This is a genomic window from Streptomyces sp. NPDC053069 (genome assembly GCF_044546895.1).
GTDB lineage: Bacteria > Actinomycetota > Actinomycetes > Streptomycetales > Streptomycetaceae > Streptomyces.
Genome location: NZ_JBITZN010000004.1, coordinates 174108 through 187606, shown reverse-complemented (window position 1 = coordinate 187606; position 13499 = coordinate 174108). Strand labels below are relative to the sequence as shown.

Sequence of the window (13499 nt, the reverse complement as noted above, 5' to 3'; positions counted from 1 at the left end):
CAACTACCGTAGATTTACGGCATGGTAACGGGGGAGAAGACCACAGCAGCCCGGCATGCCAAGCCCAAGGCGGAAGCGGGCGTCGGGCGGGCTTCTGTGCTCATGGCCGGCGGTACCGTCGTCTCGCGGGCCAGTGGGCTGATCCGGCAGGTGTTGCAGGGGGCCGCGCTCGGGACGGGGCTGCTGGCCACCACGTACAACACCGCCAACACCGTGCCGACCAGCCTCTACACCCTGCTGATCGGCGGTGCGCTGAACGCCGTGCTGGTGCCGCAGCTGGTGCGGGCCCGGGCCACGCAGGCCGATGGCGGGCGGGCGTACGAGCAACGGCTCGTGACCCTTGTCGTCAGCGTGCTGGCCGTCGGGACGGTGCTCGCCGTGTGGGCGGCACCGGAGATCGTGAGCCTGTACATAAGGGATACGCCCAAGGAGCACGAGGCGTTCCGGCTGACCGTCGTCTTCGCGCGGTTCCTGCTTCCGCAGATCTTCTTCTACGGCCTGTTCGCCATCCTCGGCCAGGTGCTGAACGCCCGCGAGAAGTTCGGCGCCATGATGTGGACGCCCGTGCTCAACAATGTCGTGCTCGTGACGATGTTCGGGGTCTACCTGGGAATGATGACCGTCCCCCGTTCCGTCGCCGACGTCACCGACGCCCAGGTCCGTTGGCTCGGTATCGGTACGACCCTCGGAATCGCCGTACAGGCCCTCGCCCTCGTCCCCTTCGCCCGCGCCGCGGGCTTCCGCTTCCGGCCGCGCTTCGACTGGCGCGGTGCGGGACTCGGCTCCGGGGTCCACGCCGCCAAATGGACGCTGCTGTTCGTGCTGACCAACCTGGTCGGACTCACCGTCGTCACCAACTACGCCACTGCCGCCGACACTGAACTACCCAAAGCGGGCGTCGGCTACACGGCGTACAGCACCGCGCAGACGATCTGGATGCTGCCCCAGTCCATCGTCACCGTCTCCCTGGTCACGGCGCTGCTGCCGCGCATGAGCAAGGCGGCCGCCGAGGGGCGGATCGCCGATCTGCGTACCGATCTGTCGCGGGCGCTGCGGGTCAGCGGGGTCGTGATCGTCCCGGCCGCCTTCCTGTTCACCGCGCTCGGGCCGGACATCGCCGTCCTCCTCTTCGCCCACGGCGCCGCCGACGCCGCCACCGCCCAGCCCCTGGGGCACATGCTGCAGGCCTTCGGGCTCGGGCTGATCCCGTTCTCCGCGCAGTACCTGCTGCTGCGCGGCTTCTACGCCTTCGAGGACACCCGGACGCCGTTCTTCATGGCCGTATGGACCCAGGTGGTGAACATCGCGCTCGCCACCGCCTGCCATCTGCTGCTGCCGGTGCGGTGGGCGGTCACCGGCATGGCCGGTGCCTACACCGTCTCCTACGTCGCCGGACTGCTCCTCACCGCCCGTCTGCTGGCCCGCCGCACCGGCGGCCGGCTCGACGACGGCACCCTGCGCGGCACCTACGCCAAGCTGCTGTGCGCCGGTGGCGTTGCCGCGGCGGCGGGCTGGGCGGCGGCGCGGGGCTGCGCCGGTGTGCTGGGGGACGGCACGTCGGGGGCCGCTCTGCGGACCGTCGCCGGCTCGCTCGCACTCGGTCTCTTCTATGTGGTGGTGGGCAAAGCACTGAAGATCGGTGAGCTCCGGCGGATTCCTGGGTTCCGCTGAGATGGGGCTCCTGGGCCCGGACTGTCCGGCCCGGACAGGCGCGCCCTGACGGTCCGCTCCTGACGGGCCGGCCCGGGCGGCCCGGCCCTGACGTCGTATCAGGGATGGGTCCGGGTGGTCTCGGGGACGTCACCGATGGTGGGGGAGTGGCCACGGCGGCACGCTGGTGACATGACGAAATCCGCTGCCGCCCACCCTGGTTACCCTTCCTCCGCCCGCTCCTCCTCCGTCGCCTCCCGCTCCCCCTCCTCCTCCTCCGCCCGCCGTGTCGCCGCCCTCGCGGGTGCCGCCGTCCTCGCCGGTACGGCGGCGGTGTGCGCACCGGGTGTCGCCTACGCGGCGCCTCGCGTCAGCGTCGCCTCCGCGACCGACTTCAGCGACTGCCCGGCACTGCCCGACGGCGTCGACCCGAGCCGGTGGAGATGCGAAGTGCACACGGCCGCCCCGCGGTTGACGGTCGGAAGGACGACGGTGAGCCTCGCCCCGATCACCATGACACACGCCGAGGGACCGATGCCGGACGGCAGCAAGGGCCAGGTGTGGGGCGCGATGCACAGCTCCCCCACCGCCGTACCGGGGGGACTGACCGGCACGCCGGCGGGCGATCGCGCGGCCGTCCTGGCACTGGCGATACAGCCGGAGTACGGCGGCCGGTCCGACTTCTACACCGGGCAGTTCAGTCTCCGCTTCCGCCTCCTCGGCCCGCTGGTGCCGCACGGCTGCACGATCGGCGCGGGCGAGCCCGTCGACTTCCAACTGAAGCGCTCCGGCCCCTCCAAGTGGGTTTCCCAGGACCCTCCGGTGATCGAGTTCTCGGCCTACGACGACACCTTCACCGCCCCGGCGGCCGAACGCTGCGGACCCCTCACCGGCCCCCTCAACCGACGTCTCGGCCTGCCGGCCACCGAAGGCAACCTGCTGTCGTACGACGCCTCGTACACCTTCAAGACCTACGATCAGCTCGCTGCTCGGGGCGATGCCGAGAGATGACAAGAAACAGAAGGGAGGGAACCTTTCGCGCTGACGCCGACTCCTGACCCGGCGACGCGGGCCCGACGGGGGACCGCACCGGCCCGAGAGGGGTCACGGATGGCACCGCACACCGAACGACCGCTGCCCAACGACGAGCGTGCCGAGCACCGTTGGCCGACCGTCCGCGGCACCCGACTGCACCTCGCCGAGTACGGCGGCACCGGCACCCCGCTGCTGATGCTGCACGGCTTCCCCCAGCACTGGTACGCCTGGCACAAGGTCGCCGGACACCTGCCCGACGGGTACCGGCTGCTCTGCCCGGACCTGCGCGGCTTCGGCTGGTCGGAGAGCACACGGCGCGGTTACGACATGGACGGCCTGGCGGACGACGCCCTCGCGCTGCTCGACGTGCTCGGGCTGGAGCGGGTCGGGCTGGTCGGGCACGACTGGGGAGCGTACCTCGGGTTCCGGCTGTGCCTGCGCGCGCCCGAGCGGTTCACCGGGTATGTCGCGCTCAACATGTCGCACCCCTGGCCCCGGCATCGCGCCGTCCTGCCCAACCTGTGGCGGCTGTGGTTCACCGCGTTCGTCGAGTACCCGGTGCTCGGGCGGGCCGTGCTGCGGCACTGGCCCGGCTTCACCCGCTTCCTGCTGCGTCACCAGGTCGCCGACCCGGCGACCGCGTGGACGGAGGCGGAGCTCGCCGAGTACGCCGCTGCGACCTCGCAGAGCGCCGTCGCCGGTCAGTCGATGTTCTGGCAGTACGTCCTGCGCGAGATACCGGCGTTGGTGCGGGGTGCCGCGCGGCGGCAGCGGCTGACCGTGCCGACGCTCCTGCTCGGCGGGGAGCGGGACAACGTGGTCGTGCCGTCGATGCTGGCGGGTGCCGAACCGTACGCCGACGAGATGCGCGTACGGCTGGTGCCGGGGGCCGGGCACCATCTGCCGCAGGAGCGGCCGGAGCAGGTCGCGGAGGCCATCCGCGAAATGCTCGCCCCCTTCGCGCCATTCACCCCCTTCGCCCAGGAGATCTAGCGGAGCACCGCCCGCTCGGCGACCCGGCGGGTGAACGCCCGTCCGCGCCGTTCGCCGAGCAGGCGGTCGTAGATCCACTGTGCGGGACGCAGGGCGGTGGGGCGGGTGGCGCCGAGGACGGCGAAGCGGGTGCCGCCCGCCTCGGGGACGGCCGCCATGCCGCCGACGATCAGGCGGGACTGCATCAGGCACCAGCCGGGAGACAGCCGGACCTCGAAGGACTCCGTCAGTCCGGAACGGCCCACTGCCAGCGCCCGTTTGCGGTCGGCGTCGCCGGGCGGCACGCGGAACTCGCGCAGGAACGGCACGAGGTGGGGCAGTTCCGCCTCCAGGTCCGCGACCACCGTCCACACCCGGTCGTAGGGCAGCGCCAGATGCTCCTCGGCATACAGGCCGGCGTGCAGCCCGGCGGCCAGTACTCGCAGTCGCAGCACCGGATCGGAGGAATTCATCGCGACCACGCCTTCCGGAACGAGGAACGAGCCCGGCTCAGCCGGGACTTCACGGTGCCCTGCGGGATGCCGAGCAGACCGGCGACGGTGGCCTCGTCCAGGCCCTCCAGTTCGCGCAGCACCAGGACCGCGCGGTGCCGGACGGGGAGCCGGGCCAGTACGTCCCGCACATCCGCCGGCAACTCCCCGTCGGTGTCCGCACGCAGTCCGCCGAGACGGGCCAGGTCGGTGGGGTCGGCCGGTTCCTCGGCCGGGGTGCGGCGGGCGACCCGTACCGCTTCGCGCACGGTGGCCGTCCGCACCCAGCCGTAGAACGCCTGGGGATCGCGGAGTGTGCGCAGGCCCTTGAAGACCGCCAGCAGGGACTCCTGTACGGCGTCGGCCACGTCGTGCGGGGCGATCGGGCGGCAGAGCCGGGTCACGTACGGCGTCACCAGCGCGAGCAGTTCGTCCATCGCCAGGGCGTCCCCGTTCTGCGCGGCCCGGACCAGCGGCGCCGCCGTGTCCCAGGGCACCGCCCGGCCGCCCTCCCCCGGACTCCCTGGAGTCCCCCGAGTCCCCGAAGGAGTCCTCCCGGCCCCCGAAGTCCCCGAACTGTCCTCGCTCCCTTGGCTCCCCTGCATCCCCGGGATGTCCATGCCCGGCTCAGGTCCGCTGTCGCAGTGCGTTCAGCAGGGCCGCGCCGCGTTCCGCGTCGTCCACGCTCACCGCGAAGTCCGTACGACGGCCCCGGGGGCGTATGACGAGACAGTCGCCGGCGCGGAGCATCACCGTCGTGCCGAGGCCGCTGAGGCGGTAGCCCCAGCCGCCGACCTGGGACGGCAACCGGTGTTCGGACCGGGCGGACTCGATGGCGGCCGGGGACCAGCGGCGGACGGGCCAGCCGAGCGGTCCGAACGACACCTCCAGGCCCGCTTCCGACACCTTCGCCTGGACCGAGGAGAACGCGGCGCAGGCGAGGGCGGCGACGCAGCAGCATCCGCACACCGGCCACAGTGCGGTGGGGTCGGCCGGACCGACGGCCAGGGCCACCAGGGCGCCGGCGGCGACGAGGCCGGCCAGCGCGGCCAGCAGTTGCAGCCAGTGGTTGGCCGCGCGGGAGAACCACACCAGCCGCTCGCCCTCCGGCAGGTTCAGTCCGGGGGTGCCGGGGGCCGACGCGGTGCCCGGCCGGGTGCTCCATCGCCAGGCCAGCACGCCGGCGACCGCCATCCCCGCGAGGATCAGCACGATGTCCAGGGCCGGCTCCCGGGCCTCGTGCCAGTCGGCGCGGTCGAGGTTCGCGCGGACGAGGGACGCCTGCGCGCCGACGAGCGACGTCGCCGTGGGCGCCAGTGCGATCGCCCGCCAGGGGCGTACGGCCGGCCGGGAGCGGCGCCGGCGCACGCTCACCCCCAGGGCGATCAGCAGCCAGAGGCCTGCCGGGAACAGGGAGACGGCCCACAGCGGCGACGAGCCGTCGGGGGCGCTGCCGCCGCTCCAGTGGGTCGCCAGCCGGTCGGGCAGCCGGTCGTGCGCGGCCCAGGGCAGGCCCGCGAGCAGTGCGGCGACGGCCGCCACGCACCCCGCGGTCCCCCAGCGGGTGGCGCGGCTCCGGCCGCCTTCGGGACCGTCCCCGTCCGTCATGTCGCCGTCCCCGTCCGTCATGTCGTCGCCCCCCGGATCATCTCGATGAGGTCGGTGCGGCTGTAGCCGAGCCGGGATGCCTCCGCGACCAGCTCCCGCACCCTGATCTGCAGTCCGGACCGCCGGTCGGCTCCCTCGGCCACGGTGATCCCCCGGCCCCGGCGGAACTCCAGCAGGCCTTCGTCGCGCAGTTCGCGCAGGCCGCGCAGGACGGTGTTGACGTTGATGTCCAGTGCCGTGGAGAGATCGCGGGCCGAGGGCAGCCGGTCGCCGGCGCGGCACTCGCCCTCGGCGACGGCCCGCCGGATCGCCGCCGCGACCTGCTCGTGCAGGGGGCGGGTGTCGGTCTTGTCCAGACGCAGCAGCATGGTGCCAATGAGACTAGCACCATCGGTTTCATCGTGCATCCGGGCAGCACAACGGGCCCGCCGCTCGCGCGACGGGCCCGTCAGTGCCTGGTGGGTGTCAGCCCAGCCTGGCGAAGCCGTAGTTGAGGAGCTTCGTGGCGTCCGCCGCGCGCTGCGGCTTGGAGCTGGAGGCCAGGACCGTGCCGATGAGCGTCCTGCCGTTCCGGGTCGCGGCGAAGACCAGGCAGTACTGGGCCTCCGGGCCGGAGCCGGTCTTCACGCCGATGGCACCGCTGTAGCTGGAGAGCAGCGTGTTGGTGTTCGTCCACGTCTGCATGGTGCGGGTGCCGCCCGACTTGGTGACGGTCCTGGCGGTGTACGCCTTCGTCTTGACGACCGTGCGGAACGTCGCGTTCTTCATCGCGCTGCTGGCGATCAGCGTCAGGTCGCGCGGCGAGGAGTAGTTGTTGCCGTTGCCGATGCCGTCGAAGGAATCGAAGTGGGTGTGCTTCAGGTTCAGGCTCTTCGCGGCGGCGTTCATCTTGCCGATGAAGTTGTTCACGCGCGCGGTACGGGTGGAGCCCGAGCCGTAGGTGTCGGCGAGCGCGTAGGCGGCGTCGCAGCCGGACGGCAGCATCAGGCCGTAGAGCAGCTGGCGGACGGTGACCTTGTCGCCGACGATCAGGTGCGCCTGCGAGGCGTTGTTCTTGACGACGTAGTCGCTGTACGCCTTCTGGATCACCACCTTTTTGTCGAGGTTCAGGTTCGGCTGCGCGAGCACGACCTTGGCGGTCATGATCTTGGTCGTGGAGCCGGTGGAGAGCGGCGTGTCCATGTTCTTGTTGAACAGCGTCGAGTGGTTCGCGTCGTTCATCACGTAGCCGCCCTTGGCCACGATCGAGGGCGTCGTGACGGCCTGAGCGGGCGCCGCGGTGAGGGCACCGGTCGCCAGCAGTGCGCCGGAGGTGACGGCGACGGCGGCGGCTCTGTGGAGACGCGTACGGCGTGTGCCCTTAATGCCGGTAATCAAAGTGGAATACCCCGATTGTCGTGAATGCCCCTGGAGTGCGGCCGAGTTGAGGTGCGGGGGCAAGGGGGCCGCACATGTGAGACACGTAAGTAGCACAGAAAGTTGTGCCGTCGCTGAGGGTCATGTGTGTCACGTCCGGATGCTGGACGCCGCTGCCGTATGCGTACGTGTTGTATCTATCCTGTGGGCATGAAGACGGCCGTACAGCAGCCCGCACGCCGGCACGACAAGCCGCCGCCCGCCGCCGACCGTGTGTACGCCCACGTCAAACAGGGCGTCCTCGACCGTCGCTACGAGGGCGGGACCCTGCTCACCGAGGGTGAGCTGGCCGAGGCCGTCGGGGTCTCGCGCACACCCGTGCGGGAGGCGCTGCTGCGGCTGGAGGTCGAGGGCCTGATCCGGCTGTACCCGAAGAAGGGCGCCCTGGTGCTGCCCGTCTCGGCGCAGGAGATCGCCGACGTGGTGGAGACCCGCCAGCTGGTCGAGGAGCACGCCGCCCGCAAGGCCGTGCCCGCCCCGCCCGGTCTGCTGGAGCGGCTGACCGAGCTGCTGGAGCTGCAGAAGACGCAGGCCGCCGCCGGTGACCTGGCCGCGGCCGCGGTGACCGACCGCTGCTTCCACGCCGAGATCGTGCGCAGCGGCGGCAACGCGATCCTGTCCCGGCTCTACGACCAGCTGCGCGACCGGCAGCTGCGGATGGGCGTCGCCGTCATGCACTCCCACCCCGACCGGATCGCCAAGACGCTCGCCGAGCACGAGGAGATCCTGGACGCGCTGCGTGCCGGGGACGCGGAGGCGGCCGTCGACGTCGTGCACCGGCATGTGAGCTGGTTCTCGCACCTCGCCCGGGGCGAGGTGCGATGAGCAGTCCGTCCGGGAACGCCACTCTTCCGGGTGATCCTCCGGGTGGCCGGCGCGCCGTCACCATGTGGTCCATAGGCGTGGCTGTCTACTTCGTCGCCGTCATCTTCCGTACCTCGCTGGGCGTGGCCGGCCTCGACGCGGCCGACCGCTTCCAGGTGAGCGCCTCCGCCCTGTCGACGTTCTCCATCCTCCAGCTGCTGGTCTACGCCGGCATGCAGATACCCGTCGGCCTGCTGGTCGACCGGCTCGGCACCAAGAAGGTGCTGAGCATCGGGGCGGTCCTCTTCACCGCCGGGCAGCTGGGCTTCGCCTTCTCGCCCTCCTACGGCACCGCCCTCGCCTCCCGCGCCCTGCTGGGCTGCGGTGACGCGATGACCTTCATCAGCGTGCTGCGGCTCGGCAGCCGCTGGTTCCCGGCCCGGCGCGGGCCGCTGGTCGCGCAGCTCGCCGGGCTGATCGGCATGGCGGGCAACCTGGTCTCCACCCTGGTCCTCGCCCGGCTGCTGCACGGCATCGGCTGGACCCCGGCGTTCGCGGGCAGCGCGTTCGCCGGGGCCGTGGTCCTCGTGCTGACCCTGCTGTTCCTGAAGGACCACCCCGACGGGCACGAGCCAGAGCCGTCGCCGCACCAGGGCGCGGCCTATGTCCGCCGGCAGATCGCCGCGGCCTGGCGGGAGCCCGGCACGCGCCTCGGGCTGTGGGTGCACTTCACCACCCAGTTCCCGGCGATGGTGTTCCTGCTGCTGTGGGGCCTGCCGTTCCTGGTCCAGGCACAGGGGCTCAGCCGCACCACGGCCGGTGAGCTGCTCACCCTGATCGTGCTGTCCAACATGGCGGTCGGCCTCGTCTACGGCCAGATCGTCGCCCGGCACCACGCGGCGCGGCTGCCGCTGGCGCTGGGCACGGTCGGGACGACCGCGCTGCTGTGGGCGACGACGCTGCTGTATCCCGGCGAGCACGCGCCCATGTGGCTGCTGGTCACGCTGTGCACGGTGCTGGGTGCCTGCGGACCGGCCTCCATGATCGGCTTCGACTTCGCGCGGCCCGCCAACCCGCCCGAGCGACAGGGCACGGCGTCCGGCATCACCAACATGGGCGGATTCGTCGCCTCGATGACGACGCTGCTCGCGGTCGGGGTGCTGCTGGACGCCACGGGGGACGACTACGCCGTGGCGTTCAGTGCCGTGTTCGTGCTGCAGGCACTGGGGGTGTCCCAGATCCTGCGGTTGCGGGGGCGGGCGGCCCGGCGGGAGCGGGAGCGGCTGGTGGCCAGCCGGGTGGAGACGGTCCACGTTCCCGCATGAGCACCTGGTGCCGGTGGCTGCGCAGGACTACGGCGTCACCGCGAAGTTGCGCAGGATTGCCGCTGCCACGTCCTGGTCGCCCTCCGTCTTCACCCGGTCCGCCACCGCCTCCGGCGTGACGCGGCCGCAGGCGAGGCGGACGTAGGTCTCCCAGTCGAGGGTGAGGGTGGCGGCGGGGCCGAGGGCCGGGGCGGTTTCCAGGGTGCCGCGGCCCTGGATGTCGACGCGGATCGTGCGCAGGAACTCCACCGGGCCGTGCACGTCGAACACGATCGCCGAGCTGCGCGGCGCGTCCGCGTCCTTCGCGACGACCCTGGGCAGCGCCTCCAGCAGCACGTCCCGCACGACGTACGCGCCCGGCGAATCCAGGTTGCCCGGCCGGCCGAGGGCCGTGCGCAGGTCCTGCTCGTGCACCCACACGTCGAATGCGCGGGCGCGGTAGGCCTGTTCCAGGGTGATCTCCGAGCCCAGCGGGCCGCGTACCTTGGTGCCGGGGTCGCGGGACTCGCCTCGCAGCTGGCGGTTGCGGCGGATGACCGTGTACTCCAGCTCGGCCGTCATCTCCGGCGCCGTGTGGTGGCGGCGGACGTCGACCTGCATCTCCATGTACCGCTGGTGCTCGGTGGTGACGTGGAAGAGGTCACGGGGGAGCGAGTGGATCGGGCGCGGGTCGCCGAGCATCTCGCAGTCCAGGCCGATCACATGGGACACGATGTCCCGCACCGACCAGCCGGGGCACGGGGTCCGCCGGTTCCACTCGCCTTCCACGAGCGACTGGACCATCTCGGATATCGCGTCGATGGAGTGGGTCCAGGCGTCGGCGTAGGGCTGGAGGGTGGGATGCAGACTCACGGAACGGGACCCCTCGGCGGTCGGTACACGGGCAGGTTGCGGCGGCGGTGCCAGCGGGCGGCGGCTGCACTTCGGCGGGCGTCTGGGAGGCTAAGTTACGCTGCCTGCAGGCACCCCGGCAGTGCTTTCGTGTGACGATCGTAGGCCTGTGTGGACGACTCGAATGCCAGGACGGTGGTAGTGTGCGCGCCTCGCTGATCCAGATCGCCGTGAACGAGGGCGAATCGGTCGACTCCCGGCGGCAGCGGGCGGCCGCGCTGGTGCGGGAGCAGGCCGGGGCCGACCTCGTGGTCCTGCCCGAGCTGTGGACCACCGGTGCCTTCGCCTACGAGCAGTTCAGCCGTGCGGCCGAGCCGCTCCAAGGGCCGACGTACGAGGTCATGGCCAAGGCGGCGAGCGACGCGGGCGTGTGGCTGCACGCCGGCTCCATCCCCGAGCGCGCAGCGTCCGACAGCGGCTCCGCCGCGGACGACGGGACGCTCTACAACACCTCTCTCATCTTCTCCCCGTCCGGTGAACCGGCTGCCGCCTACCGCAAGATTCATCGCTTCGGTTTCGACAAGGGCGAGGCCGTGTTGATGGGTGCCGGGCGGGACCTGGTGACGGTCCGGCTGCCCGGGACCACGCTCGGCGTGGCCACCTGTTACGACCTCCGTTTCCCCGAACTCTTCCGCTCACTCGTCGACGCCGGCGCCGAGACCCTGGTGATCCCGGCGGGCTGGCCCGAGCGGCGGCGCGCGCACTGGACGCTGCTGGCTCAGGCACGGGCGGTCGAGAACCAGGCGTTCGTGCTCGCGTGTGGAACGGCCGGGACGCATGCGGGAGTTCCCCAGGCCGGTCACTCGATCGTGGTGGATCCCTGGGGCGAGGTGCTGGCCGAGGCGGGCCCGGACGAGGAGGTCCTCACCGTCGACTTCGACCCGGCGAGGGTGGCGGCCACGCGCGAGCAGTTCCCCGCGCTGAAGGACCGGGTGCTCGGCCTGGAGCCGCCACGCCGGTGAGGGTGATCCGGTGAGGGCGCGCCGGTGAGGGCCGCTCAGTCGTCCTCCCGCTCCTTCTGCGCCAGGTGGATCACGCACACCGCCACCGCGATGAGCAGCGCCGGATCGGCGTCCTCGCGCACGATGTCGACGCCGTAGGTGTCGCGCAGGTGCAGCCGGCGGCGGGAGATCACCGCGAGGAGTTCACCGTCGTACTCGATGGCGAACTCGTGGTCGAGGATCTTGCCGCTGACGTCCAGCTCCGTGCCGTCGGCCAGAGACACCCGGTAGTGGTTGCGCAACAGGGACAGCCGTTTGCGCCTGATGGTGGCCAGGCCCTCGCCGTCCCGCTCGATCACCATGGTGTCGCGCAGCGCGAACATCTTCTGGTGGATGTCGACCAGGACCCGGCCCTGCGCGTCCTTCAGCTCGAAGGTGTCCCGCAGCCGCATGGCCTTGCCGTCGACGAGGAACACCTTCCGGCCGTGCTCGTCCTCGATCCAGTAGTCGTCGCCGATGCCGAGGAGCCGGTCGCGTACGAGGAGTCTCATGCGGTGACCGTTCCCCGCCGCGCGTCGGTCATCACGGTCCCGCCGGCCCGAAACGCCTGCGGTAGCCCGATGGGCTCAGCCCCGTCTCCCGGCGCAGCCGGGCCCGCAGATTGGCCGCCGTGCCCAGGCCGCTGCGGGCCGCGACGACATCCAGGCGCTCCTCGCCGCGCTCGATCAGCCGGCAGGCCAGCGCGACCCGCTCCCCGGTGAGCCAGGCCAGCGGAGTCGTACCCAGCTGGGCGCGGAAGCGGCGGTGCAGGGTGGCGGGGCTGACGGCCGCGCGGGCGGCGAGGTCCGCCACCGTCAGCGGCTCGCCCAGCCGTTCCTGCGCCCAGGCCAGCAGCGGGCCGAGCGACGCGTCGGGCACGTCGGGCACCGGACGCTCCACGAACTGCCGCTGACCGCCGTCCCGGTGGGCGGCGAAGACGAGGCGCCGGGAGACATGGTTGGCGATCTCCGCGCCGTGGTCGCGGCGTACGAGGTGCAGTCCCAGGTCGAGCGCCGAGGCGCTGCCGGAGGCGGTCAGGATGTCGCCGTCGTCCACGAAGAGCACGTCCGGCTCCAGGCGCACCCGGGGGAAGCGGTTGCGGAAGGCCTCGGCCCACATCCAGTGGCAGGCCGCCCGGCGCCCGTCCAGCAGGCCCGCCTCGGCGAGGGTGAACGCGCCCGAGCAGAAGCCGACGAGCCGGGCGCCACGCGCGTGCGCCCGGCGCACGACATCCAGGACGCGCTCCGCGCGCGGGACCTCGGCGTCGGGCCGGTTCGGCACGATCAGTGTGTCGGCGTCCTCCGCGGCCTCCAGGCCGGCGACCCCGGTGAGCGTGAAGAGACCGTCCCGCATCCGGGTCTCGGGCTCGGCGGCGCACAGCCGGAAGTCGTACAGGTCACGGCCCAGTTCGGGCCGCCGCAGCCCGAACACCTCGATGGCGCAGCTCATCTCGAACGGGTTGGAGTTCTCGTCGACCACCAGCACGATGCGGTGAGAGGATCCTTGCGGCATATGCGATTCCTAGCACTCGTACGACGGCCCCGGCCAGCCGCACGATGAACCCATGGAACCGATCTCTCTCGACCAGGCCCTCGCCTCCTTCACCGAGCAGTGGAGCCCCCGCATCGTCACCACCGTCAACGACTACGACGTGCGCGTGGCGAAGGTGGAGGGCGAACACCTCTGGCACGTCCACGACCACACCGACGAGTTCTTCCTGGTCCTCGACGGCGAACTGCACATCGGCCTGCGCGAACCGGCCGGAGAGCGCACGGTCGTCCTGCCCAGGGGCTCGGTCTTCACCGTCCCGCGCGGGACCGAGCACAAGCCGTACGCGCGCATGCCCACCTCGATCCTCGTCCTTGAGCCGAGCGGCACCCTGACGGTCGGCGACCGGCACGAGGACGTGCCGGACCACGTGGACGCGACCACCGGCCACGCGCTGTCCTGAGGGCAGGCGCCGGACACCGGACACGGCCCCTCGACCCGCCTGCCGCTCGTCCTGGCGGGACGGACGAGCAGGAGGCGGGCGCAGTCCTGTGATCGGGCGCCCGCGTCAGACGCCGTAGCCGTCGCTGTAGCCGTCGACGTGGTGGTGGTGACGGTGGGGTTCCTCCTCCACCACCGGTGTCGGTGGCATCACCACCCGGCGGCGCCGTGCGATGCCGCTGAAGGTCGCCACGCCGATGAGCCCCACGGCCATCAGGATCAGGCCGACGACCGTGAGGTTGACGCCGTGCATGTGCCAGTCGGTCGCGAACGTGAGGATGGCCCCGACGGCGATGAGGATGATGCATCCTCCGAGCCCCATGAGAAGTCGCCTCCCC

The 13499-nt window shown here is 71.8% G+C and carries 16 protein-coding genes; 7 read left to right on the top strand and 9 right to left on the bottom strand.

Annotated elements, in window-relative coordinates; all coding sequences use genetic code 11:
• The first annotated feature begins 21 nt into the window (after nt 1–21).
• The 3 genes from murJ to ACIGXP_RS10705 all read left to right on the top strand — a co-directional run bounded on the left by murJ (nt 22) and on the right by ACIGXP_RS10705 (nt 3678).
• A complete protein-coding gene (murJ, locus tag ACIGXP_RS10715; RefSeq protein WP_399766534.1) occupies nt 22–1671 on the top strand; it encodes a murein biosynthesis integral membrane protein MurJ in 1650 nt (549 codons plus the stop codon).
• A 171-nt stretch (nt 1672–1842) separates the two neighbouring features.
• Entirely contained in the window at nt 1843–2661 is an 819-nt protein-coding gene (locus tag ACIGXP_RS10710; RefSeq protein ID WP_399766531.1) for a hypothetical protein, read from the top strand.
• A 99-nt stretch (nt 2662–2760) separates the two neighbouring features.
• Nucleotides 2761–3678: an alpha/beta fold hydrolase gene (locus tag ACIGXP_RS10705; RefSeq protein WP_399766529.1), complete on the top strand. Its 918-nt coding sequence runs from the start codon at nt 2761–2763 to the stop codon at nt 3676–3678.
• Here ACIGXP_RS10705 and ACIGXP_RS10700 read toward each other — a convergent pair.
• The 5 genes from ACIGXP_RS10700 to ACIGXP_RS10680 all read right to left on the bottom strand — a co-directional run bounded on the left by ACIGXP_RS10700 (nt 3675) and on the right by ACIGXP_RS10680 (nt 7133).
• Nucleotides 3675–4130 carry a hypothetical protein gene (locus ACIGXP_RS10700; RefSeq protein WP_399766527.1) on the bottom strand — a complete coding sequence of 152 codons (456 nt, stop codon included), beginning with the start codon at nt 4128–4130 and terminating at the stop codon, nt 3675–3677. The genes ACIGXP_RS10705 and ACIGXP_RS10700 overlap by 4 nt on opposite strands.
• Nucleotides 4127–4645 carry an RNA polymerase sigma factor gene (locus tag ACIGXP_RS10695; protein ID WP_399766524.1) on the bottom strand — a complete coding sequence of 173 codons (519 nt, stop codon included), beginning with the start codon at nt 4643–4645 and terminating at the stop codon, nt 4127–4129. The genes ACIGXP_RS10700 and ACIGXP_RS10695 overlap by 4 nt, the downstream gene beginning before the upstream one ends.
• 130 nt (nt 4646–4775) lie before the next feature.
• Entirely contained in the window at nt 4776–5777 is a 1002-nt protein-coding gene (locus ACIGXP_RS10690) for a DUF1648 domain-containing protein (RefSeq protein ID WP_399766521.1), read from the bottom strand.
• Nucleotides 5774–6124 (bottom strand): GntR family transcriptional regulator, encoded by a 351-nt coding sequence (locus tag ACIGXP_RS10685; protein ID WP_363215855.1) that lies wholly within the window; start codon nt 6122–6124, stop codon nt 5774–5776. Before ACIGXP_RS10685 ends, ACIGXP_RS10690 begins: the two co-directional genes overlap by 4 nt.
• A 97-nt stretch (nt 6125–6221) precedes the next feature.
• Entirely contained in the window at nt 6222–7133 is a 912-nt protein-coding gene (locus tag ACIGXP_RS10680) for a D-alanyl-D-alanine carboxypeptidase family protein (RefSeq protein WP_399766517.1), read from the bottom strand.
• A 189-nt stretch (nt 7134–7322) separates the two neighbouring features.
• Here ACIGXP_RS10680 and ACIGXP_RS10675 point away from each other — a divergent pair, with 189 nt between their 5' ends.
• The gene (locus ACIGXP_RS10675) at nt 7323–7997 is read left to right on the top strand and encodes a GntR family transcriptional regulator (protein ID WP_399766514.1); all 675 of its coding nucleotides are present in this window, start codon (nt 7323–7325) and stop codon (nt 7995–7997) included.
• Complete coding sequence (locus ACIGXP_RS10670; protein WP_363219252.1) at nt 7994–9301, top strand: MFS transporter; 1308 nt, start codon at nt 7994–7996, stop codon at nt 9299–9301. Before ACIGXP_RS10675 ends, ACIGXP_RS10670 begins: the two co-directional genes overlap by 4 nt.
• A gap of 27 nt (nt 9302–9328) precedes the next feature.
• On the opposite strand, the gene ACIGXP_RS10665 is transcribed toward ACIGXP_RS10670, so the two are convergent.
• Nucleotides 9329–10153 carry a maleylpyruvate isomerase family mycothiol-dependent enzyme gene (locus ACIGXP_RS10665; RefSeq protein WP_363219253.1) on the bottom strand — a complete coding sequence of 275 codons (825 nt, stop codon included), beginning with the start codon at nt 10151–10153 and terminating at the stop codon, nt 9329–9331.
• A gap of 182 nt (nt 10154–10335) precedes the next feature.
• Between ACIGXP_RS10665 and ACIGXP_RS10660 the strand changes: the two genes are divergently transcribed.
• Nucleotides 10336–11154 carry a carbon-nitrogen family hydrolase gene (locus ACIGXP_RS10660; RefSeq protein ID WP_399766509.1) on the top strand — a complete coding sequence of 273 codons (819 nt, stop codon included), beginning with the start codon at nt 10336–10338 and terminating at the stop codon, nt 11152–11154.
• A gap of 35 nt (nt 11155–11189) precedes the next feature.
• Here ACIGXP_RS10660 and ACIGXP_RS10655 read toward each other — a convergent pair whose 3' ends face one another.
• Nucleotides 11190–11684: an LURP-one-related family protein gene (locus tag ACIGXP_RS10655; protein ID WP_363219255.1), complete on the bottom strand. Its 495-nt coding sequence runs from the start codon at nt 11682–11684 to the stop codon at nt 11190–11192.
• Nucleotides 11685–11715: 31 nt separating this feature from the next.
• On the bottom strand, nt 11716–12684 hold the full coding sequence (locus tag ACIGXP_RS10650) for a helix-turn-helix domain-containing protein (RefSeq protein WP_363219256.1): 969 nt from the start codon (nt 12682–12684) through the stop codon (nt 11716–11718).
• A gap of 52 nt (nt 12685–12736) precedes the next feature.
• On the opposite strand from ACIGXP_RS10650, the gene ACIGXP_RS10645 reads away from it, so the two are divergent.
• A complete protein-coding gene (locus tag ACIGXP_RS10645; protein ID WP_399766505.1) occupies nt 12737–13123 on the top strand; it encodes a cupin domain-containing protein in 387 nt (128 codons plus the stop codon).
• Nucleotides 13124–13228: 105 nt separating this feature from the next.
• Here the strand turns inward: ACIGXP_RS10645 and ACIGXP_RS10640 are convergent, their stop codons facing one another.
• On the bottom strand, nt 13229–13483 hold the full coding sequence (locus ACIGXP_RS10640) for a DUF6458 family protein (RefSeq protein WP_363219258.1): 255 nt from the start codon (nt 13481–13483) through the stop codon (nt 13229–13231).
• Nucleotides 13484–13499 lie beyond the last annotated feature (16 nt).